This is a genomic window from Acidovorax sp. KPB24-07, from assembly GCF_057543315.1.
In genome coordinates, this window is record NZ_BAAJYS010000015.1 from 16,986 (window position 1) to 37,012 (window position 20,027).

The 20,027-nt window shown below is 65.8% G+C and carries 22 protein-coding genes and 1 pseudogene; 20 read left to right on the plus strand and 3 right to left on the minus strand.

The features are described from left to right. The first annotated feature begins 6 nt into the window (after positions 1 to 6). From AC27IQ_RS03920 to AC27IQ_RS03970, 11 genes are all read left to right on the plus strand, one after another. Positions 7 to 420, plus strand: coding sequence for a DUF2946 domain-containing protein (locus AC27IQ_RS03920; RefSeq protein WP_487088348.1), 414 nt, complete (start codon positions 7 to 9; stop codon positions 418 to 420). 41 nt (positions 421 to 461) lie between these two features. Next, the gene (locus AC27IQ_RS03925; protein WP_487088350.1) at positions 462 to 770 is read left to right on the plus strand and encodes a hypothetical protein; all 309 of its coding nucleotides are present in this window, start codon (positions 462 to 464) and stop codon (positions 768 to 770) included. Positions 771 to 943: 173 nt separating this feature from the next. Beyond that, positions 944 to 1,810: a LysR family transcriptional regulator gene (locus tag AC27IQ_RS03930; RefSeq protein WP_487088390.1), complete on the plus strand. Its 867-nt coding sequence runs from the start codon at positions 944 to 946 to the stop codon at positions 1,808 to 1,810. Between the two features lie 562 nt (positions 1,811 to 2,372). Then, positions 2,373 to 2,648, plus strand: a complete 276-nt coding sequence (locus AC27IQ_RS03935; RefSeq protein WP_487088352.1) for a hypothetical protein — start codon at positions 2,373 to 2,375, stop codon at positions 2,646 to 2,648. Continuing rightward, entirely contained in the window at positions 2,627 to 3,124 is a 498-nt protein-coding gene (locus AC27IQ_RS03940) for a hypothetical protein (protein ID WP_487088354.1), read from the plus strand. The genes AC27IQ_RS03935 and AC27IQ_RS03940 overlap by 22 nt, the downstream gene beginning before the upstream one ends. Positions 3,125 to 3,255: 131 nt before the next feature. Then, entirely contained in the window at positions 3,256 to 3,474 is a 219-nt protein-coding gene (locus tag AC27IQ_RS03945) for an AlpA family transcriptional regulator (protein ID WP_487088356.1), read from the plus strand. A gap of 39 nt (positions 3,475 to 3,513) precedes the next feature. After that, positions 3,514 to 4,380 carry a ParA family protein gene (locus tag AC27IQ_RS03950; protein WP_487088358.1) on the plus strand — a complete coding sequence of 289 codons (867 nt, stop codon included), beginning with the start codon at positions 3,514 to 3,516 and terminating at the stop codon, positions 4,378 to 4,380. Further along, positions 4,364 to 4,627: a type II toxin-antitoxin system HicA family toxin gene (locus AC27IQ_RS03955; protein WP_487088360.1), complete on the plus strand. Its 264-nt coding sequence runs from the start codon at positions 4,364 to 4,366 to the stop codon at positions 4,625 to 4,627. The genes AC27IQ_RS03950 and AC27IQ_RS03955 overlap by 17 nt, the downstream gene beginning before the upstream one ends. Further along, complete coding sequence (locus tag AC27IQ_RS03960; RefSeq protein ID WP_487088362.1) at positions 4,620 to 6,299, plus strand: ParB family protein; 1,680 nt, start codon at positions 4,620 to 4,622, stop codon at positions 6,297 to 6,299. Before AC27IQ_RS03955 ends, AC27IQ_RS03960 begins: the two co-directional genes overlap by 8 nt. Positions 6,300 to 6,312: 13 nt before the next feature. Further along, positions 6,313 to 6,873: a DUF2857 domain-containing protein gene (locus AC27IQ_RS03965; protein WP_487088364.1), complete on the plus strand. Its 561-nt coding sequence runs from the start codon at positions 6,313 to 6,315 to the stop codon at positions 6,871 to 6,873. A gap of 3 nt (positions 6,874 to 6,876) precedes the next feature. Continuing rightward, positions 6,877 to 8,112, plus strand: a complete 1,236-nt coding sequence (locus AC27IQ_RS03970) for an STY4528 family pathogenicity island replication protein (RefSeq protein WP_487088366.1) — start codon at positions 6,877 to 6,879, stop codon at positions 8,110 to 8,112. 59 nt (positions 8,113 to 8,171) lie between these two features. Here AC27IQ_RS03970 and AC27IQ_RS03975 read toward each other — a convergent pair whose 3' ends face one another. After that, the gene (locus AC27IQ_RS03975; protein WP_487088368.1) at positions 8,172 to 9,386 is read right to left on the minus strand and encodes a phospholipase D-like domain-containing protein; all 1,215 of its coding nucleotides are present in this window, start codon (positions 9,384 to 9,386) and stop codon (positions 8,172 to 8,174) included. Positions 9,387 to 9,595: 209 nt separating this feature from the next. Between AC27IQ_RS03975 and AC27IQ_RS03980 the strand changes: the two genes are divergently transcribed. From AC27IQ_RS03980 to AC27IQ_RS04020, 9 genes are all read left to right on the plus strand, one after another. Next, a complete protein-coding gene (locus AC27IQ_RS03980) occupies positions 9,596 to 10,372 on the plus strand; it encodes a PFL_4669 family integrating conjugative element protein (RefSeq protein ID WP_487088370.1) in 777 nt (258 codons plus the stop codon). Next, positions 10,369 to 10,920, plus strand: coding sequence for a DUF3158 family protein (locus AC27IQ_RS03985; RefSeq protein WP_487088372.1), 552 nt, complete (start codon positions 10,369 to 10,371; stop codon positions 10,918 to 10,920). The genes AC27IQ_RS03980 and AC27IQ_RS03985 overlap by 4 nt, the downstream gene beginning before the upstream one ends. Next, positions 10,917 to 11,366, plus strand: a complete 450-nt coding sequence (locus tag AC27IQ_RS03990) for a single-stranded DNA-binding protein (RefSeq protein ID WP_487088374.1) — start codon at positions 10,917 to 10,919, stop codon at positions 11,364 to 11,366. The genes AC27IQ_RS03985 and AC27IQ_RS03990 overlap by 4 nt, the downstream gene beginning before the upstream one ends. A gap of 278 nt (positions 11,367 to 11,644) precedes the next feature. Continuing rightward, positions 11,645 to 13,687 (plus strand): DNA topoisomerase III, encoded by a 2,043-nt coding sequence (locus tag AC27IQ_RS03995; protein ID WP_487088376.1) that lies wholly within the window; start codon positions 11,645 to 11,647, stop codon positions 13,685 to 13,687. Positions 13,688 to 14,493: 806 nt separating this feature from the next. After that, on the plus strand, positions 14,494 to 14,745 hold the full coding sequence (locus tag AC27IQ_RS04000; protein WP_487088378.1) for a hypothetical protein: 252 nt from the start codon (positions 14,494 to 14,496) through the stop codon (positions 14,743 to 14,745). Between the two features lie 25 nt (positions 14,746 to 14,770). Next, entirely contained in the window at positions 14,771 to 15,163 is a 393-nt protein-coding gene (locus AC27IQ_RS04005) for a hypothetical protein (RefSeq protein ID WP_487088380.1), read from the plus strand. Between the two features lie 220 nt (positions 15,164 to 15,383). Further along, positions 15,384 to 16,100, plus strand: a complete 717-nt coding sequence (locus AC27IQ_RS04010; protein WP_487088392.1) for a DUF5983 family protein — start codon at positions 15,384 to 15,386, stop codon at positions 16,098 to 16,100. Positions 16,101 to 16,394: 294 nt separating this feature from the next. Beyond that, positions 16,395 to 17,192, plus strand: a complete 798-nt coding sequence (locus tag AC27IQ_RS04015; RefSeq protein ID WP_487088382.1) for a GTPase — start codon at positions 16,395 to 16,397, stop codon at positions 17,190 to 17,192. A 74-nt stretch (positions 17,193 to 17,266) separates the two neighbouring features. Then, the gene (locus AC27IQ_RS04020; RefSeq protein WP_487088384.1) at positions 17,267 to 17,632 is read left to right on the plus strand and encodes a DUF3085 domain-containing protein; all 366 of its coding nucleotides are present in this window, start codon (positions 17,267 to 17,269) and stop codon (positions 17,630 to 17,632) included. Between the two features lie 235 nt (positions 17,633 to 17,867). Here the strand turns inward: AC27IQ_RS04020 and AC27IQ_RS04025 are convergent, their stop codons facing one another. Together AC27IQ_RS04025 and AC27IQ_RS04030 are read right to left on the minus strand one after the other, a co-directional pair. Beyond that, positions 17,868 to 19,274, minus strand: coding sequence for an ABC transporter ATP-binding protein (locus AC27IQ_RS04025; RefSeq protein ID WP_487088386.1), 1,407 nt, complete (start codon positions 19,272 to 19,274; stop codon positions 17,868 to 17,870). Continuing rightward, positions 19,271 to 20,027 (minus strand): annotated as a pseudogene (locus tag AC27IQ_RS04030) (ABC transporter permease); the annotation flags it as partial. The pseudogene AC27IQ_RS04030 and the gene AC27IQ_RS04025, both read right to left, overlap by 4 nt.

A 20,027-nucleotide genomic window follows, 5' to 3' on the forward strand; every position in this document is an offset into this window, starting at 1 on the left:
AGAGCAATGCACAAGCGCTTGCTTCTCGCGCGTGATCGTGTCCAACCAAACCCATGGGTTTGGCTGGTCGTTTTCGCGTTGCTGTGGAGCATCCTGGCGCCACGAATCAGCTCGGTTCTGGGCCTAACCGGCGGCACATGGGTAGAGGTGTGTTGCAACTGGGGAGCAAAGCGCGTCCAACTCCGCGGCAGCGAAGAAGCACCTTCTTCAGAGAAAGTCCCCTACGCGTCCATGGCCACCGATTACCCGTATTGCAGACTGCATGGTGGCATTGCGCTGCCGGCATCAGCTTCCTTCGACCCCACGGCCCGGTGCTCTGCCACGGCAGGCGTCGCTTGCTTTGTGCGAACCGACGCGCCAACCGATCCTCCCTGGCGCCCGTCGCAGCCACGAGCACCACCTTTGACGAGTCCTGCCTGAACCGCTCAGCCTGCGCAGTGCATGCGCGGCGCTGCAACCCCATGGTGCCCGCATCGCGGGCGGCTGACCAGGAGTCGTCCTTGAATCTTCCCAATACCTCTACGCGCCCAAGCGCGCGCGATCTTCCGCCACCTCGTTACCTTGCATCTGCAGACCAGCAGCGCGGGTTCCCGCTGCGTTTCGTCGCGTTCACCGTATTGCATATCGCGCTGCTGGCGGCGATGTACGGCGCAGCCATGCTGAATGCCAAGGGACACGAACTGGAAGACGGCGCCTACGGCGCAGGCCAGGTGGAGCACCTCGGCCGCATGACGCTCCACCCGGTGCCTTCGCGCAGCGGCGAGCGATGACACATTGACTATGCCCGGTGAGCATCCATTTTGATGTGGCCCTGAGGTCCGAGAGGGACGGCAGCATCCGCTTCAAGGCCTGGGTGGAGCTGCTACGTGGTTCCACCGGTCACGATCGACATCAGCTAGGCACTACTTGAAGGATTCATCTTCTGGCTATTGAACTGCGTCACCTGAAAAGCTTTTTGATCGTGGCCGAAGAATTGCATTTCGGCCGCGCGGCGGAGCGCTTGCATGTGGAGCAGTCGCCGCTTTCTCGGACCATCAGGCAATTGGAAGCCGAACTCGGGACGCGACTGTTTGAGCGGAACAGCCATGGCACCCGCCTGAGCGGACCGGGCCAAGTCCTTCTGGAGGAGGCCCGGCGGGTTATGTTGGCGGTTGAACAGGTCCGAACCCGCGTGCGTGCTGCAGCGGATGGCTTCAGCGGGCTTCTGTGCGTCGCACTGTCCGATGGCATCAATCAGCCACGCTTGAGTTCACTGTTGGCCCGCTGCCGGGAAGACGTGCCTGAGGTCGATATCCGGCTGTCCGAGGTATCTCTGGCGCAGCAGCTCAAGGGCCTGCGCGATGGCCTATACGACGCAGGCTTTGGTAAGGTCGAAAAGCCTGGGGGTGGCTTGACCGCCACGTTGGCGTGGTCAGATCCGATCGTCGTAGCCGTGCCGCCGCGTCACCCACTTCTAGCCTACCCGGAACTGCCACTGTCGGAGGTGCTGCGCTATCCGCTGGTACTGTGCGACCCGGATGCCTGCGAAGGTTGCAGCCGTCAGTTCGATCAATTGCTGCGAGAAGAGGCCGCAGAGCCGAAAGTAGCTGAACGTGTTTCGACTCACGACTTGATGCTCACACTGGTAGCGGCTGGCTATGGTCTGGGACTATCGACCGAATCACAACTGGTGCAGTGCAAACAGCGGGAAGTTGTCGCGCGTCCCTTGGCTGGTGAGTCGCGCCTGTTGAAAACCTACCTTCTGCGCAGGGACGGGGAACTCTCGGGCGCATTGGCTGGATTCGTTGGCCGCGTCATGACGCTTGCGTGATAAGTCGACGGCAGGAACGCTGTGGGTGGTCGGTCGATGACCACCGCCCGAAATGGCTGCCATGAGATGGTGGAACCTGCAAAACGAGGCCGCTGACTGTCGATGCGTTGTGATGCAGTAGTCTTTTTACGTCTGGCCTCAGACCGTTGCTCTGCCATGCAGTTTGGCGCCGTTATCACCTTTGCACAGTTTGCCCTGGGTGATGTCCTGAACGTCAGGTCTAACCCGAGACGTCAGCCGTCTTGCCGTGCAGAACCCTCGCTGATTCACGCGCGACGTACTCATTAGGTCTTTCGGGATGCGTGCCAGCAGAGGAAAAAGCTCTATTCGAGCCTGATTGCCAGATAAGCAAGAAACATTTTGAAGCATAGCTTCATTCAAACACTCGGTGTTGACGTTCGCGCACCAATGACCGAAGTGCCTGCGAGCCGAGCACTGGATCGCCTGCGGCCTCGTCAACCAGGCCGTCACCGGCCCGCGCCTAGCAGCAAGGTTCGAAAGCTACATCTCACCAACATAGGAACACAGATGTCCTGAGTGCCTTGAACTACAGGGAGTCCGCATGCGAAAAACAACATCCATCGAGCGCCACGCTAAGGTGTTCTACACCCCCATCGACGCCGCGATCCGCTGGGCAAATGTAGCTCGCATCGAAACCCGCATCCTGGAGTTAGTTGGGAACCGGCAATGGCGCACCGCTCATCGGGTTTTGGATCAATGGCCACGATTGAGCCTCTGTGCGGGACGCCTTCACGACGCATTGGTGCACTTCGACTTCCATATGGAAGGGACGGCATCACGAGCAACGATCCGGCTTTGCTCGACGCCCCTGATCTGACGATTCGGCACGTCGATCTGAAGGCGTGGATGATGCGCTTCTATCCTGAGGAACGTCCCGCCTTCCTTTTCGACGCGTTCGAGCGGCACTTGCATCCCGGTGTGAGCTTGGAGTCTGTTCAGGTTCTCATCACGGACCGCGAGGCCTTGAAGCTGCAACTCGCTGACCGGGTACAAGCGTGGGACGCGCTCTACTCGCAGTTCCAGTTGCTCAGCCAAGAGCATCAAGCCCGGCTGGAGCGTGAGAAGCAATCGGGAGCGCCGGGCTCACGAAGCGAATCGACCTATCTGAACATCGTGGGCGGGCTGTTGACGTTGTTGCTGGGAAGGTCGCCGGGTGGCGTGCCGTATTCGTCGTTTGAAACACTGGATGCGGTGATCAACGCCCTGGTAGCGCACTACGGCGAGAAGCCTGGCATAAGCGAACGGACTTTGTGGTCCAAGCTCTCGGCCGCCAGGCGTCACCTGTCTGCGTAGGCTTGGCGTACCTCCATGCAAGGGTGCAATGGCAGATTCGCTTTCTGCGATTGCAGTGACCGGCACGGCCGAGATCGGTTGAATCGAGGCACTTTCCGAACAACGCCAATGAGCGTCAAGGAGTGTCTCTAATGTCTTCGCAGACCATCGCGCCGGTCCCGCCGGCAGAGCACCGCATCATGCGCCGCGCCGAAGTCGAGGCCAAGACCGGCTTCAAGCGCGCCCACATCTACAGCCTCATGAAGGAAGGCAAGTTCCCCAAGGCACTGCGCCTGGGCGTGCGTGCTGTGGGTTGGGACTCGGTGGAGATCGAGCAATGGATTGCTGATCGCCTCAGCGAGCGCGCGTGACGCCTCGTCCGGCACATGCGAATTAAACGGGAGAAGCCCATGCAGGTCGTATCCATCATTTCGACCAAGGGTGGCGTGGGCAAGACCACGACGGCGGCCAACCTGGGCGGCTTCGCCGCCGACGCCGGGCTGCGCGTACTGCTGCTGGACCTGGACGTGCAGCCCACGCTGTCTAGCTACTTCACGCTGACAGAGCGCGCGCCGGCCGGGATCTACGAGATGCTTGCCTACAACGAGCAGCGCGCCGAGCAACTGGTGTCGCGCACTGCCATCGCCGGGCTGGACCTTGTGCTCTCAAACGACGACCGCGGCGAACTCAACACGCTGCTGCTGCATGCGCCCGATGGCAGATTGCGGCTGCGCCATCTGCTGCCGACGCTCGCGCCGCGCTACGACCTACTGCTGATTGACACCCAGGGCGCGCGCAGTGTGTTGCTGGAGATGGCGGTGTTGGCTTCGGACCTGGCACTGTCACCCGTGACGCCAGAAATCCTCGCGGCCCGCGAACTGCGCCGAGGCACCCTGCAGCTCATCGAGGACATAGCACCGTACCGTCACCTCGGCATCGAGCCGCCGCCGCTGAATCTGCTCATCAACCGCGTGCATCCGGTGTCCTCGAATGCCCGGCTGATCCAGCAGGCGTTGCGGCAAGTGTTTCAGGGCCAGCCCGGCGTGCGCGTGCTCGATACCGACGTACCGGCGATCGAGGCCTATCCCCGCGCGGCGACGCGCGGCCTGCCGGTGCATCGGGTCGAGTATCGACAGCCCGCGGGCCGATTGGCACCTACAGCACTGGAGACCATGCGCGCGCTGGCCGGCGAGCTGTTCCCGGCCTGGCAGGAACGCTTCGCGCTCGTCACCGGCCGAGAGCACGCGGGAGGGGCCGGCCATGGCCAGAGCGCATGACCTGGCGCGCGGCCACAAGCGGCTGCGAGCGCTGATCGAGTTCGCCCTGGGCGAGGGCTGGACGGTGGTGCGCACCCGCGGCGGGCATTTGTTGTTTACCAAGCAGGGCTGCGCGTCGATCTACACCAGTTCGACGGCAAGCGACCACCGTGCAGAGCGCAATGTCCGGGCGGAGCTTCGCCGCGCTGACCGTCAGGCGCAGGCGCAGGCGTCTGAAGCAACGTTGCGGGAGCGTGGCCATGGCTGACATGACACCGCAGGACATGGCGGCCAAGCTGCTCACTTCGGGCTTCGAGCGCAGCGTCCCCTCGGCCACTGCCTTGACCGACCCTATCGCCGACACGCCGATGGTCGTGACGCTGGACCAATTGCGACCGTATGACCACGACCCGCGCGTGACGCGCAACCCGGCCTACGAGGACATCAAGGCGTCCATCCGCGAGCGCGGGCTGGACGCGCCGCCCGCGATCACGCGCCGGCCCGGCGAGCCGCACTTCATCATCCGCAACGGCGGCAACACGCGCCTGGCCATTCTGCGCGAGCTGTGGAGCGAGACGAAGGACGAGCGATTCTTCCGCATCCCCTGCCTGTTCCGCCCTTGGCCCCAGCGCGGCGAGGTGGTGATGCTGACCGGCCACCTGGCCGAGAACGAGTTGCGCGGGGGCTTGAGCTTCATCGAGCGGGCCTTGGGCGTGGAGAAGGCGCGCGAGTTCTATGAACATGAAATGGGGCGGGACAGCGGCCAGCCACTGTCGCAGAGCGAGCTGGCACGCCGGCTCACTGCCGATGGCTTCCCGCTGCCACAGTCGCACATCAGCCGCATGCAGGATGCGGTGCACTACCTGCTGCCGGCGATCCCGAACCTGTTGTACGGCGGGCTCGGCCGCCACCAGGTTGAACGGCTCGCAGTGCTGCGCAAGGCCTGCGAGCGAACCTGGGAGCGGCGTGTGCTGGGCAGCAGCCTGTCGGTGGACTTCGCCACGCTGTTCCAGGACGTGCTTGCGCAGTTTGATGCGCACCCCGACAATTTCTCGCCGCAGCGGGTGCAGGACGAGCTGGTAGGCCAGATGGCCGAGCTGCTGGAAGCGGACTACGACACGCTGACCCTGGAGATCGACGACACGGAGAGCCGGCAGCGTGCGCTGACCAGCGATCCAACCCCACCAGCGGCAAGGCCAGCACTATCGGCGTCGGCCGCACCTGCGCCCGAGCCGCAGCGGCCGTCGCCGCCATCGTCACTGGTTAGCCCATCAATGCAGTCGTCGGAGTTCGGTTCGCCCGCTACGACGGGCGCAAGCGCTGCTGCATCAATGGTTGGCGCCGAGAGCGAACAGAGTGGCGACGACCGGCGCGATGAACGCCTGCAGGGCCACATCGTGTCGCCAGCGCCGACCACCGAGCGTTTGCAATCCATCCAGCGCATGGTCGCCGACCAGATGGGAGACCAGCTGCCCGACTTCGAGGCTGACGCGCTGCGCGCGATCCCTGTGCAGGCCGGTGGGCTCTACCCCATCTCAGACGTCTGGTACATCGAGCCCGGCCTGGACGTGCCGGATCGGCTGCGCGTGCACATCGCGCAGTTCGCGCGTGAGATTGCCGAGGAAGCCGGCGTGGCCGAGAAGGTCGAGCCCAGCGACGGCGGCGTTGGATTCGTCTGCGTGACCCCGCCGGGTGCGCGCGCGATGCCGCCGTTCGCGAGGGCGGTGCTGACGCTGTTGCAAGCGCTGAGCGCCGCCCATGCCGTGGCCGGGCTCGATCACGCCCGGCTGGCCGATGACCTGGCGCCCTTGCTGTATGGCGGCGGTGCCTATCCGCGCCTGAGCGACGCTGGGCTGGTCAAACTGTTCCGCATGCTGCGCCTGGCGCGTCGGCTTTTGGATCTGGAAGCCGGCGCGGGCGCCAATGCCCCTGGCGCCTGAGCGGAGACCAGCCATGTCCGCACCGCACCCGCTTAACCAGGCCGTGATCGCGCAGGCGCTGCACGACCTGCGCAACGGGCAACTGCGACGCTGCAAGGAGATGGGCTTCGGCGAGGAGGAACTCGATGCGCTGAAGCATCCCGAACTCGTGAGCATGCTGGTCAATGCCACGGTCTCGTGGTGCTCGGTGTCGGTCAACCGCGAGGTGCTCAAGCGATTGCTGAGCCAGGTGCACGACGTGGAACGCGAGATCGCCACGGTTGACCGCATGCTGCGCCTGGGCGCCAGCACCGAGATGGTCAGCCGCTTCTACGGCCTGACGCACCAGGAGGTGGCACTGCGCCGCGACATCCTCGGCCTGCCCAAACGCAAGGGGCGGCATCCAGTGCTGGACGAGGCGCAGGACACGGCGTTGTGGAAGCACTGGAAGGCCGGCGTCACGGAGCGCGGAGTCGCGCTGGACGACGAGGTGGCGATGCTGGCGCTGACCATGGACCTGGCCGAGACCCTGACCCTGCCGATGTCGGTGATCTGGTCGGCGATACGCAACTGGATTGATCAGGGGCTGGTGTAGGCCATGGCGACCTGCGGCGCACCCCGGCGCGATGGCCCCGTGGCGTTGTCGGAACTGTTCGACGACGCGCTGCGCGAACTGGTGCCCCCGACACTATCGGCATCGCCAGCCCCGCGCGGCACTGCCCCTGCGGCGCAGGCCGCGCCGGTCAGCGACGTTTTCCTGTACAGCGGCAACCGGCACGAGAGCGTGCCGCGCGCGCTGTTCCTCGACCGTCGCCTGACGCCGCTGGAGCGCAACGCTTGGCAGGTGTTCCGCCTGCAGCTCCAGAGCGACGGCGTGACGGCTTTGCCGACCTACGACCAGCTCCGGCCCTTCCTTGCCTCAATGCCCTGCGCGGCACAGGCCTCGCACGAGACCGTGGCGCGCGCCTTGACGTTGCTGCGGCTGACGCGCTGGCTGAGCCTGGTGCGACGGCGCCGCGACCCGAAGACCGGGCGCATCCTGGGCAATCTCTACGTGCTGCACGACGAACCGCTGACACCCTTCGAGGCGATGCAGCTCGACCCCGACTACCTGGGCTTGGTCAGCCAGGCGCTGACCCATGCCGCGAAGGCGGTGCAGATCGTCGGTGCGAACACCCTGCGCGAGATCGCCGAAGACTCGATGCTCAATGGCCGCACGCTGCCCACGCGCCTGCAGGTGCTGGCACAACGCATGGCCCGCAACGAATGGGTCGATGCGAGTTATCCACAAGAGCCTGTGGATCACGAATCCGAAGAAGGCCAGGACGGCCTACTTCGGAATCTCGACGGCCCGTCTTCGGATTCCGAAGCAAGGCCGAACCCCGCGCCAGACGGCTCACTTCGGAATCCGAAGGAGGGCCGTACAGTACGTAAAGAAAATCATGCTGAAGTACGTACAGTACCGCGCGCGAAGGCGTTGCAGCACCTGCGCCTGCCCGAGCGCCTGCTGCGCTTGAAGGACGAACAGCAAAGCGGCGCGATGGTGGCCTTGCAGCAGGTGGACGAGTCGCTGCGGCAGGCGGTGCTGGACGAATGGGATGCGCGCTGTCGCAACAGCGCGGTGCGCAACCCGGCAGGCTACCTGTTCGGCATCATCCAGAAGGCGATCCGCGGCGAGTTCAAGGCTTGGGCAGGTGACAACGGCGCAGCGCCACTAGTCGCTCGAACACCTGCACCGGCACACGCCCCACCTACTGCCGAGTCCCGTCCCGCCGATCCCGAGGTGGCGCGCGCCTACTTGGCACAGATTCGATCCAACCTCCGCCGCCCTTGACCGTCTGCGCTATCCCCAGGGGATAGTTGGGACAGCCTCTCTTCCGCAAGTCCGTCCCGTCAATCTCCCGCCAGATCTTCCGCGGATTCGCCCCAATACGCATAGTTGAACAGTGCATCTAGTTCTGTGAAGTCGGCCAGGCCAAGCGCCTGTCGCACTTCGTCGGCATGCTGGCAATACCTTGCGTAGTCGTTGGGACCGACGTTTTGCTTGTTCGGATGGAGGGGATATGCCCTGATCCCGGCCAAGGCCAGCCCCGACACCGCGTTCTGGTTCATCACCGCGAATCGCTTGCTGTCGAGTGCGTGCAGCACCTCGGTCAATAGGTTGATGCCTGCTCGCGGGATGTGCTCAAAGTGCGCATGAAGAACTGCAAAGGCATCTCCAGGTGGGAGAGTGCCTTGGCCCACGATGTCTCTCACCGCTGCTACGAACTGACCTGGATGCTCCGCAATGCGGTTCTTGCCGCGATGCAACCCACCGGAATGCAGCAGGCTGATCAGCGCTTCAAATCGAGCCAGGAACCCATGACTCGCATTCCCACGCGCGGCGGCCCATTCCTCCAACATCCGCCTTGCCTGGCGAAGGTTGCCCTTTCGTAGGGTCTTCTGTTCCGCGAAGCCATGTTCTGAATCATCGCTTTTCATCAACTCCAGAATGCCGGCCAACGTCGTGAAGTTCGGGCCAATCGCGCTGCTTGCCTTCTGCGCACGCTTCTTGGCCACCTTTCGGAAGATGTCGTGGATGACGTACTCCCGTTCATAGGCGTCAATGCGGTCCCTGGTAGCCGGGACGATGATTTCGTCATCGATCAGAGCGTCGAAATGCTGAGTCACCGAGGCCATCAGCGTGCCGCTCGTGCCCCCGACCAAGGCTGATGCCTCGTAGTTGCCGTAGAGGCCTCCATGCGTAAAGTTGGCCGAACCAACGATCACCGAGCAGCCCGTGCTGTGCTGAAAGGCGTAGATCTTCGGATGGAATGTCTCGCTGGAATCACTGAGGTACAGCTTGAGCGCGTGTTCTTTGGTCAGCTCCAGCAGCTTTCGGAGCACGACGGGCTCGGTCAGATAGAAATCGAGGCCGATTGCAAATCGGGCTTCCAGTCCGAGCTCAAGCGCCTTGCGCAGCGACTTCAGCAGCCCGTTCAGCGCCGATGCCTTCGCAAAGGCCACCAAGCATTCCAGGCGCTCTGCCTGCTTCAGCAGTTTCACGAGTTTATCGCCGTGCCCACGTTCCTCGTTCACCAGCAGCTGAACGGTCGTCCCATCCTTCATCGTTTGCCCCCTCTTGAATGCAAGACATTGTCCTGTTCTGACTGCCGGCTTGGTCTTCTGCCGCCGGAAATCTATCCCCAGGGGATAGCAGGCACAGCTTCCCTTCCCTCGACTGGAAACCAGGAGCGGCGTGATTGCGGTTTGTTGACTGACGCCCTTCCGGGCGATGCCGATGCTCGCGTCTCGTTCCTTTACAGCGAGCCGTCACCATGGCCAACGAATCCCAGCAGCCCTTGCAGTTGAACCTCGGATCGCTGCGCAGCGCGATGTCGCTGACGCTGCACACCCACCACGCGTCGCGCATCTGGCATGGCAGAGCGCCCGCCGAGGGCCGACCCGGCATCATCGGCCTCAACGGCTACATCAGCGTGATGAACAAGATGAAGCGCGGTGCCGAGCAGGACGATCCTTACTCGGATTTCTGGATGCTGCGCATCGAGGACAAGCTGACGCAGACCAAGGCTAGCTTGCAGGCGCTGCGCGAGCAGGTGGACCAGGCATTGGCCGACGTGCCGCCCGCGCTCTCCCTGGGCGAGAACATGAACGTGCAGCCGGTGAAGCTGCCGCTGTTCGTCAACGCGCAGCTCGGCTTCATGGCGGTGTACCTGCTGGCGGACTATGACGACCTGGCGCGCAGGCTGATCCTTGCCCACCACACCGCACTGATCGACCGCAGTACGTTGGAACGCTGGCTCAACGGCGGCGCGCATGCGCTGCGCAGCCTGTTCTCGCTGGCACAGCAGTACCGCTACTCTGGCGCGACGCGCGACGACTTCGCCTCGAAGAACGCGGTGGCGCGGGCGGCGCTGGAGAAGTTCGGCGAGCTGCCGCAGGACGTGCTCGAAGGCGCGCGCCGCTCGCGCTTTGCGCCACCGATCGCGCGGCGGGCAGGCAAGCCTGGTGCAGCCGCTGAGGCCGCGCCCGTCGCTGGCGCAGCGGATGTGGCGGGCGACGACGACCATGGCAGCGAAGGCGCCAAGGCATGACGGCATCGTCTACCACCGGCCAACCGACGCGCTTCCTGCCGTTGGAACAGGCGGACTTCCAGCGCCTGGAACACGGCCCCTACCTAAAAGGCCTTTTACAGCCATTTAAAGGTAAGGGGAGTCTGGAGACCTGGGCCAACCAATGCACGTCGCTGCGCGACGACTTAATCGCGCTGGCACAGCGTCGCGTACTGCAACAGGCGCGGGCCTATCCCTTCACCCTGCTCGACGTGCAACTGGCCCAGCAGACCACTGGCGCAGGCACGACGTTCCTGCGTTGGCGCAACCACGATCGTTCCTCGATGGGCGTGGCGCTGTGGGAGTCGCTGCTCGACCGCCCGGCGACGCCGGCCTCGCTGATCGATGACCTCTACGCGATGGAGCTGCAGCGCATCGCGCTGAACATGCAGATCAGCCTCCTTCACACGCTGGGCCGCCAAGCCCAGGAGTGCGCCAGCAAGGCCGCGCAGGCCGAAGCGGCTTACCTGCGGCGTGTCCACGGGCATGCCGCGTCCGTTCCATCCGCCACCCCCAAGGAGTCACCATGAGCACGCACTTCGTCGGCGAGGGCAACATCGGTTCTGCGCCGGACTACCGCGAATTCCCCAACGGCAACGACGAGCCGCGCCGGCTGTTGCGCCTGAACGTCTACTTCGACAACCCGATCCCGAAGAAGGACGGCGAGTTCGAGGACCGCGGCGGCTTCTGGGCGCCGGTGGAGCTGTGGCATCGCGACGCCGACCACTGGAAAGACCTGTACCAGAAAGGCATGCGCGTGCTGGTGGAAGGCCGGACCGTGAAGGACGAGTGGGAGGACGCCGACGACAACGAGCGCACGACCTTCAAGATCGAGGCTCGGCGCGTGGGCATCCTGCCGTACCGCCTCCAGGCCGTGACCCTCGGCTCCAGGATGCTGGAACCCGAGGCGGAAGTACCGCCGCCGAAGGAAACCAAGGGGACGAAGGTGCCGAAGGAAGCCAAGGTCAGGGGCTGATTCCCCGCAGTGGGCGGCTGTAGCAACCGTCAGACGCCCGCCATGCACCAGCTATTCCCAGGGGATAGCTCCAGGGTGTTCCACCGAATTCCAGCCGCCCTCCTGAAACGACGCTCCCACTGCGCCAGCCGTTGCAGTGCCGCGCATGCCGCTACGGCAACGCATCACCTGCCGATCACAAAGCGGTGTCTGCGCCGATCGGCTTCCCTGCTGCCGTCATCCTCTGGCCCGGCCAAGCTGGGGCCATCCGATGAACCGCACACTTCCATGGAGGCTGCATGCGCGTGTTCCTGTGCGAGAAGCCATCCCAGGGCAAGGACATCGCCCGTGTGCTGGGCGCCGGTCAACGCGGCAACGGCTGCTACAGCGGTTCCGGTGTCGTCGTGACCTGGTGCATCGGTCATCTGGTCGAGGCGGTTCCGCCCGAAGGCTACGGCGAGCTGTACAAGCGCTGGGCCATCGAACAACTGCCCATTGTTCCCGAGCGCTGGCGTGTCGAGCCCAAGGCGGCGACCGCGGGGCAGTTCAAGGTCGTGCAGCAGCTAGTCGCCAAGGCAGGCGAGCTGGTGATCGCTACCGACGCCGACCGCGAGGGCGAGATGATCGCCCGCGAGATCATCGAGCTGTGCGACTACCGCGGCCCGATCCAGCGGCTGTGGCTGTCGGCGCTCAACGATGCGTCGATCCGCAAGGCGCTGGGTGCACTCAAGCCATCCGCCGAAACGCTGCCGCTGTACTTCTCCGCGCTCGCCCGATCGCGTGCTGACTGGCTGATCGGGATGAACCTGAGCCGCCTGTTCACGCTGCTGGGTCGCCAGGCCGGCTACAACGGCGTGCTGTCGGTCGGGCGCGTGCAGACGCCAACGCTCAAGCTGGTCGTGGACCGTGATCGTGAGATCGCACGCTTCGTCTCGGTGCCGTTCTGGGCCATCGAGGTTGCGCTCTCGCATGCAGGCCAGTCCTTCGTCGCAAGCTGGATGCCGCCGCAGAGCAGCACCAACGACGCCGGCCGCTGCCTGCAGCAGCCGGTGGCGCAGCAAGCGGCCGAACGCCTGCGCGCGGCCGGCGCCGCCCAGGTGCTGTCGGTGGAGACAGAGCGCGTGCGCGAAGGGCCGCCGCTGCCGTTCGATCTCGGCACGCTGCAGGAGGTGTGCTCGAAGCAGTTGGGCCTCGACGTGCAGGAGACGCTGGACATCGCGCAATCGCTGTACGAGACGCACAAGGCGACCACCTATCCGCGCTCGGATTCGGGATACCTGCCCGAGAGCATGCTGGCCGAGGTGCCAGCCGTCCTCGACAGCCTGGCCAAGACCGATCCCAGCCTGCGGCCGCTGATCGACCGCCTGGATCGCCAGCAGCGTTCGCGGGCCTGGAACGACGGCAAAGTCACGGCGCACCACGGCATCATTCCGACGCTGGAACCGGCCAATCTCTCGGCGATGAGCGAGAAGGAACTGGCCGTCTATCGGTTGATCCGCGCCCACTACCTCGCGCAGTTTCTGCCGCATCACGAGTTCGACCGGACGGTGGCGCAGCTCACATGCGGTGGGCAGTCGCTGGTGGCGGTCGGCAAGCAGATCGCGGTGGCCGGATGGCGCCAGGTACTGGCGGCGCCGGAGCCCGAGGACGGTGACGGCGAGGACGCACAGCGCGGCCAGGTGCTGCCGGCGCTGCGTGCTGGAGCAGCCTGCCAGGTCGGCCAGGTCGAACTGAAGGCGTTGAAGACGCTACCGCCCAAGCCCTACACGCAGGGCGAGCTGGTCAAAGCCATGAAGGGCGTCGCCAAGCTCGTGACCGACCCGCGCCTGAAGCAGAAGCTCAAGGACACCACGGGCATCGGCACCGAGGCCACGCGCGCCAACATCATCAGCGGGCTGTTGGCCCGCGGTTATCTGTTGAAGAAAGGCCGGGCCATCCGCGCGTCGGATGCCGCCTTCACGTTGATCGACGCTGTGCCAGTGGCCATCGCCGACCCGGGCACCACGGCGGTGTGGGAGCAGGCGCTGGACATGATTGAGGCCGGGCAGATGACGCTGGACACCTTCATCGCCAAGCAGTCGAGCTGGGTCGCCCAGCTCGTGCAGCAGTACCGCGGCGTCACGCTCGCCATCAAGCTGCCGCCCGCACCGAGCTGCCTGCAGTGCGGCGCCCCGATGCGCCAACGCACCGGCAAGAGCGGCGCGTTCTGGTCTTGCAGCCGTTACCCGGACTGCAAGGGCACGCAGCCGGTCGAAGACGCCGCGGCAGCCAAGTGCGGCCCGTCCAACCGTACTTCCGGCCACACATCCGGCACACCGCGTCGGCGCCCCAGGGCGAACTGACGCCCACGTCTCCCTCTGCCACGCCGGCTGCTGCCGACGGCGGGGCAAACCTCCCGCGCCCCGCGGGACTCCCCAGCGCGCGTTCCCTTCTGCAACGGTGTGCGCGTCCTGCACAGGCCGATCACGTCTGGCAGGGCGAGAAGGTCATTGCTCCATCGAATCGCGCTCATCGCGGTTCCGTTGATCGAGGTGTTTCCGTCCATCCGCGAACGGTCTCCTGACGCCTTGGCCCGCAAGGCTTCGAGGTGCCAGGAGACCGCTTGCGGTCGACGGTATTCTGTGCCGGTGCCCGCTGGCGGAACAACGGGCTCCCTTTGTGTGTGGATACATGCCAGAGGATGCCGGCCCCAGCCACGAAACGGGCCGGGTGAGATTGCTGACGCAGCGAATGGCTTTGACGACGGCCTGGCCTGCTTGCAGCCCACAGGTGGATTGATTCCTCTCCAGCCGAAGTCCTTTGGGACTTCGGCTCCTTTGTCGTGGGCAGACGGATCGTGCATCGCCGCGGGCAGCAGCGCCCAGGCCAAACCGGACGGCATGCGGTTCCGTTTGATCGGCGACGGGGCGCTGCCGCGCTTCCATCCTTCCCGCATGTGTCGCTGACGGTCGTCATCACCATGCCCTGGCAGTCCCGGTCTTCAAGGCTGCAACGCGCCTCGCCGCGTTGACCGATCCAGTCCGCTTCGCACCGACCACCGCGGACGCACGTCGCCATGACGCGGGTGCTTTCGATGTTCAACCCCTCGGGAGTCTTCCGCTCCCGTCAGGGCGTGGTGCTCCCGGTCTTCAACCACCAGGAGAAACCCATGTCCCTTGCGTTCGCATCGGCACCTTTGAGTGCTGAACAGGCCCGCGCCGAATCCATCGGCCACCAGGCCCTGGCCTACGTCGGCAAGCGCCTGTCCCTGCAGGTGCTGTGCAGCGCGGCCGGCCACTACACCGGCACCGCCGACGCGGACGGTCCCGTCTCGCGCGAGTCGGTCAGCTACTTCCGGTCGCTCCACGCCGCCGAGCACGCCCTGCAAACGGGCCGCTGGCAGCAGCGCCTCCACCCGTGATGTCCAACCACCAGGAGCCCATGTCATGAACCGTGCCCTGCCTCAAGAGGTACTTGATCAGATCGAGCTGGAACACCAGCACTTCGCCGCCGCGCCCCAAGCCTTCTTCGAGGCGTGGAAACGCGGCGTCCACATCGCCGGAGCCGAATGGTTCGGCGACGGAACCCGCGAGGGCCTGCAGCGTGCCACCACCAAGTGGGATCTGCGGCCGAAGCTGCTGATGCTCAACGACGCCCTCGGCGTCCTGAGCAGCGGCCAGCGGATGTTCCTGTCCGCGATGGCGAGCTTCTACAACGCCCGCGAGGGCGGCGCGATGCTCAAGCGTTGCGGCTTCGAGGGTCTGTCCGACCTGGGCGGCCTCGACCTGGAGCGGCGCAAGGTCATCGCCGACCTGACGCTGAACTACAACGGCTGGTGAGCTGCGCTGCGGCGCACCAACGCCTCCATCCTCGCCCCCGACGAGGGACATGCGCCGCATACGCGGCCATGTTCCTCTTTCTTTTCAGGGCACGCCCGCCCAATCGAACGGCAGTTTCTCCCGCCGCTCACCGGCGGGCCGCCGCGTCACGTCTTTCCACCCGCTGGGGTTCAATCCCCAGCAGGGGATTGCCTCGGCCATCCTCTGCTGGAGAAATCCCATGTCCTACTCAAACAACAATCCCTTTGTCCGTGGTTACGACGGCCTGTCCGTGCAGCGGCTGATCGCCATCTCCTACGACGACGATTGCCCGCTGACCTACCTGCCGCTGCATCCCTCGCAGTCGAATCTGCCGGACAGCCAGGTCGAACGGCGGCCCTGCATCTTCTCGGACGGCTTCGTGCTGATCACCGAGGACCAGGCGGTCCCCGACGAGCTGCAAGCGCAATGCCGCAGCCACGGGCTCGCCCGCAACGTGGTCTACGCCGTGATGGCCGAGGACTATGGCAAGCCGCTACACGTGGGCGATACCTACTCCGAGGAAGCGGCGCGGGAAGTCGTGCGGCGCCTGCGCTATGAAACCGGCTACTACAGCCGGTGCTGGGAAATCAGCAGCGCGCACCTCGACACCGACGCACATCGCTTCCTCGCCGAACTGGCGGACATCGCCACGCCGACGCTGTTCCTGTTCGTCGCCTTCCGCATCCCTTACAGCCCGGCCATTGGGCTGAAGCTGATCGCCACGCCCTGGACCGACGAGAACCTGCGCGCGGTCGAAGGCATAACGGCCAAGCGGCTGAAGCAGGAGCATCGCAAGAAGGGCATGCCGGAATCCCTCGTGCACGTGCTGCACCTGGCCGCGCTCGCCGACGTGCGCATGCTGGTCTTCGATGCCGATGCGCAGGTGCTGGACGGCCTGCCGATCTACGACGACTGACACCACCTTTCGAGCCCCCACGCGGGGCTCGTTTCATTTCTGGACGAAGCCGGTGGCCGCGCAGTGCCGATTCCCCCGCGACGCTGGCCCACGCCTGCCGCACGCTGCTTGCATGTTCGCTGGCGTTGCCGGCAAGCATGCCCAGGTAGTCGAGACCTTCGAGGCTGCGGCGCGGTTCGCCGTGCTGGTTGCTTTTCCTTCCACGGGCGCATGCGCGTCCATCCACCTCACCCCCAAGGGACACACCTCCCTTGCGGGGCGGGAGTTCCTTGGATTGCCACAAGGAGCCTCCCAATGGATACCCAAGCCATCTGCGCACAGATGCCGACGCTGGTTCGCGGCCACGTGCCTTCCAACGTCCGCAGCTTCAAGTTCAACATCTTCGACGGCCAGCCCAAGGTTTCGACGCTGGGCTTCCACATCGATCCCAAGCCCTTCGAGGGCAAGGTCATTGCCACCACCGACGAGGCCATCGTCGTCAAGACGGGGCGGGCCGAGTTCGCGGTGATCGACAAGGCACTCGTCATCGACGTGCCCGACGAAGGCGCCAAGGTGCAGGTCGAGCCCTATGCGCGGCGCCGCTTCGACGGACTGCGCGCGGACACGCCCGAGGAGAGCACCGAGTTCACCGCCAACGGCCAGCCGTACACGGTGAAACGGTTCATCCTGGGTTCGGCGCCTGCCAAGCTGCCGATCGCCGAGCCGCAGTGCCCCGAGTTGCAGGAGCTGATCCACCAACTGGAGCAGTTGCCCGCGCCCGATGGCTTCCGCCGCATCACGCACCTGCTGGTGGATGCCGGCGCGCGGGACTTCACGGTGGTCGATCCGAGCCCCCGCAACATCATCGCCACGCCGCCGGCCATCGGCTTCACCGTCGCCTCGGCGAAGTTCCACGGGCGCGTCACCGTGCTCTACGAGCGCGGCCTCGACACCTACGCGGTGGAACTTCACCGCGACGGCGAACTGGTCGAGCGGGTCGATGAAGTGTTCTTCGACACCTTGGGCCAGGTGCTGGAACTGCTGATCGACGACGGGAGCTGGCGCCTCATCCGCGTGCAGCGTCTGTACGGTCGCAAGCCCGTCCAGCACTGAGCCCTCACGTCCCCAAGCGGCTTCCCGTCCTCGCGGCGGGAAGCCTTCTTCCTTCACCGTTGGAGACCACTTCCATGACTGTTCGATTCAAAGGCACCGAGCTTCGGCCCGTGCTTGCCGAGGCGGCTGCCAACCAGTGCCGCGTCATCCTGGTCAAGGACCAGGGCGTGTATTTCATGGCCGAGCGCGGCGAGAGCCGGCCCGATGGGCGGCGCAAGACCATCGCCTATGCCGTGGGCTGCAACCCCGATGTCGATGCGTTCGACGACTGGTGGGAACTGGCGCGCGCCGAATTCGGCGGCGACGACTTCGGCGAGTTCTTCGACCTGCAGGAACGGGTCTTCACCCGCATCCTGCACAGCGAGGACGACCTCGAAGTGTCGGCCACGGCCACGCGCCTGTCGATGCAGCCCATGCCCTCTGCGCCCGCCGGCCACTGAGCGTCCTGCTTCCCAGCCCCCTCACGGGGGCTTCTCTTTTTCCGGTGCGCGGCCCATGGCCGCATACACGCGCTCGTCTCCAGCCCGGCTCGGGCCACTCACGTCGGCACCCGCCGGCGCAACCGCCAGGAGACGCCTGCATGCGAGACCCGTTCAAGATCGAGTAACCGACCTGCATCCCATCCGAACTCGGAACTGAGTGGTCCACTCTGCAACCGAGTATCGCTGCACAGCGTCAAGCAGCGTCGCGCAAACGAATGGAGGCAGTTCCAACAGCGCTGGCGATGTCGTCGTCGTGCGTAACGAGCATCAGCGCCGCGCCGCTTTCTTCCACCGCATCGAGCAGCACGGCCATGGCTTCCTGCTGCGACACCGGGTCCAGCCGCGAAGTGGGCTCGTCGGCGAACAGGAGTGACGGCTGCACTGTCAGCACACGCGCAAGGGCCACCCGCTGCAGTTCGCCCCCCGACACCTCGGTCGGCTTGCGCGCAAGCAGGTCTTCGGGCACCGCCAGGCGCTCCAACCGCCGTCGCACGTCCTGCCATCCGCAACCATGGCGCTGCGCCACATCGCGCAATGAGCGCTCCAGACTGATCCTCGGTGCGAAGGATGCGACCGGATCCTGGTAAAGCTTCTGCAGCGCGGTCGGGGCCAGGCCTTCGGCCCGCCTCACCTCGCCCCGGTCGGCCGGTAACAAGCCCAGCAGCACGTTGCCCAAGGTGCTTTTGCCCGTGCCGCTGGGGCCCTGCACCACGAAGCGGTCGCCGGCGCGCAGCCGAAGATCGATGTCCTCGAACAACACCTTGCTGCCGAAGCCCTTCGAGAGCCCCCGCGCAGTCACCACCACGGCACCGGGCGCTGCTGGCGCGCGCTTCGTCCAATGGGCCGGATCGGCCGCCACGAGTCGACGCGTGAAGGCATGCTGCGGATTCGCGAGGATGGCCCGCGCATCGCCTTGTTCCACCACCTCGCCCGCGCGCAGCACGATCAACTGGCCGCCCAGTGCCTGCGCGACACGCAGGTCGTGCGTGATGACCACCACGCAGCCGCCGTCGCGCTGCACGGCCTGCAGCATCTCGACCGCGTGCCGGCGCCAGCGGGCGTCCAGTCCCTTGGTCGGCTCGTCCACCAGCAGGATGCGTGCGCCACCGGCGCGCGCGACGGTGGCCGCGGCGCGCTGCGCCATGCCGCCCGAGAGCTGCCAGGGATATTGCCGGGCGGAGTCCGCCAAGCCGGCGGCTTCCAGATCGCACAGCGCCGCAGCTTCGGCCTCCTCGAACCCCGCGCCGCGCACCAGCTCGTGCGTCTCGCTCAGCTGTGGCGCGATGCGCATCAGCGGATCCAGCGCCAGCGCGGGCTCCTGGGGCAGCAAGGCCAGCGTGCGCCCCCAGCGTGGCCGCCGCGCCTTCGCGTTCTCGGCGCGGCTGGCGACGCCGTCCAGAGTCACCATGCCGCCGGCGCGCAGCGTGCCCGGCAGGTTGCCCATTACCGCCTGTGCCAGCAGCGACTTGCCTGCGCCGCTTTCGCCGAGCAGCGTCAGCACCTCGCCGGCGCGCAGGCTGAACGACACATCGCGCAGCAGTGCCTTGGCGCCCACATGGACCGACAGGCCTTCGACGGCCAGAAGAGTTGTGCCGCTCATGGGATCTCTCCGTCGCCGGCCAGCAGCATCATGCCGAGCACCAGCAGCATCAGCAGCGCCACCGGCGCGGCGATGAGCCAGGGCGCTTCCTCGTAGTGGGGCAGGAATTCGATCATCATCAACCCGAGTTCGGGCGTGGGCGGCTGCAGCCCGACGCCGATGAAGCCCAGCGCGGCCAGCGAGTACCGCCTGCGCGGCGCTGAACGCCAGCAAGGTGCCGAGCACCGGTGCCAGCGCGGGCAGCAGGTGGCGCCGCAGGATGTAGGCCGGCCCGAAGCCGAGCAGCCGCGAGGCCTGAACCGCGTCGCCCGCGAGCACCGGCCGGCTGGCAGCGCGGCTCACCCGGAAGTACTCGACCCACAGCGACAGCGACAGACCGATGTACAGCGCCCAGTGCCGGCCGGGCGCTAGCGCGGCGAACAGCAGCACCAGCAGCAGGCCCGGCACCGAGAGAACCGCGTCGGCCAGCATCACCAGCGCGCGCTCGACGCGGCCGCCGCGCCAACTGGCCGCCACGCCCCAGCAGCACGCCGGGTACGGCCGCGGTGACGGCGGCCAGCAGCGCCAGCCCGAGCGAGAGCTGCGCCGCATGCGCGAGGCGCGCCAGCACGCTGCGGCCCAGCACGTCGGTGCCCAGCCAGTGCGTGGCACCGGGTGGCTGCAGGCTGTCGGCCAGCACCTGGCGGGCAGGGTCGATACCCGATCAGCACCGGCCCCAGCAGCGCGAAAAGCGCGACCAGCGCCAGATGATGA

Coding starts and splice junctions, on each gene's coding strand:
- AC27IQ_RS04005 (WP_487088380.1), top strand. CDS start 14,771: ATGAACCGTGCCCTGCCTCAAGAGGTACTTGATCAGATCGAGCTGGAA.
- AC27IQ_RS03955 (WP_487088360.1), top strand. CDS start 4,364: ATGGCCAGAGCGCATGACCTGGCGCGCGGCCACAAGCGGCTGCGAGCG.
- AC27IQ_RS04000 (WP_487088378.1), top strand. CDS start 14,494: ATGTCCCTTGCGTTCGCATCGGCACCTTTGAGTGCTGAACAGGCCCGC.
- AC27IQ_RS04020 (WP_487088384.1), top strand. CDS start 17,267: ATGACTGTTCGATTCAAAGGCACCGAGCTTCGGCCCGTGCTTGCCGAG.
- AC27IQ_RS03995 (WP_487088376.1), top strand. CDS start 11,645: ATGCGCGTGTTCCTGTGCGAGAAGCCATCCCAGGGCAAGGACATCGCC.
- AC27IQ_RS03960 (WP_487088362.1), top strand. CDS start 4,620: ATGGCTGACATGACACCGCAGGACATGGCGGCCAAGCTGCTCACTTCG.
- AC27IQ_RS04025 (WP_487088386.1), bottom strand. CDS start 19,274: ATGAGCGGCACAACTCTTCTGGCCGTCGAAGGCCTGTCGGTCCATGTG.
- AC27IQ_RS03950 (WP_487088358.1), top strand. CDS start 3,514: ATGCAGGTCGTATCCATCATTTCGACCAAGGGTGGCGTGGGCAAGACC.
- AC27IQ_RS03970 (WP_487088366.1), top strand. CDS start 6,877: ATGGCGACCTGCGGCGCACCCCGGCGCGATGGCCCCGTGGCGTTGTCG.
- AC27IQ_RS03990 (WP_487088374.1), top strand. CDS start 10,917: ATGAGCACGCACTTCGTCGGCGAGGGCAACATCGGTTCTGCGCCGGAC.
- AC27IQ_RS03975 (WP_487088368.1), bottom strand. CDS start 9,386: ATGAAGGATGGGACGACCGTTCAGCTGCTGGTGAACGAGGAACGTGGG.
- AC27IQ_RS03925 (WP_487088350.1), top strand. CDS start 462: ATGGTGCCCGCATCGCGGGCGGCTGACCAGGAGTCGTCCTTGAATCTT.
- AC27IQ_RS03985 (WP_487088372.1), top strand. CDS start 10,369: ATGACGGCATCGTCTACCACCGGCCAACCGACGCGCTTCCTGCCGTTG.
- AC27IQ_RS03965 (WP_487088364.1), top strand. CDS start 6,313: ATGTCCGCACCGCACCCGCTTAACCAGGCCGTGATCGCGCAGGCGCTG.
- AC27IQ_RS03980 (WP_487088370.1), top strand. CDS start 9,596: ATGGCCAACGAATCCCAGCAGCCCTTGCAGTTGAACCTCGGATCGCTG.
- AC27IQ_RS04010 (WP_487088392.1), top strand. CDS start 15,384: ATGTCCTACTCAAACAACAATCCCTTTGTCCGTGGTTACGACGGCCTG.
- AC27IQ_RS03920 (WP_487088348.1), top strand. CDS start 7: ATGCACAAGCGCTTGCTTCTCGCGCGTGATCGTGTCCAACCAAACCCA.
- AC27IQ_RS04015 (WP_487088382.1), top strand. CDS start 16,395: ATGGATACCCAAGCCATCTGCGCACAGATGCCGACGCTGGTTCGCGGC.
- AC27IQ_RS03945 (WP_487088356.1), top strand. CDS start 3,256: ATGTCTTCGCAGACCATCGCGCCGGTCCCGCCGGCAGAGCACCGCATC.
- AC27IQ_RS03935 (WP_487088352.1), top strand. CDS start 2,373: ATGCGAAAAACAACATCCATCGAGCGCCACGCTAAGGTGTTCTACACC.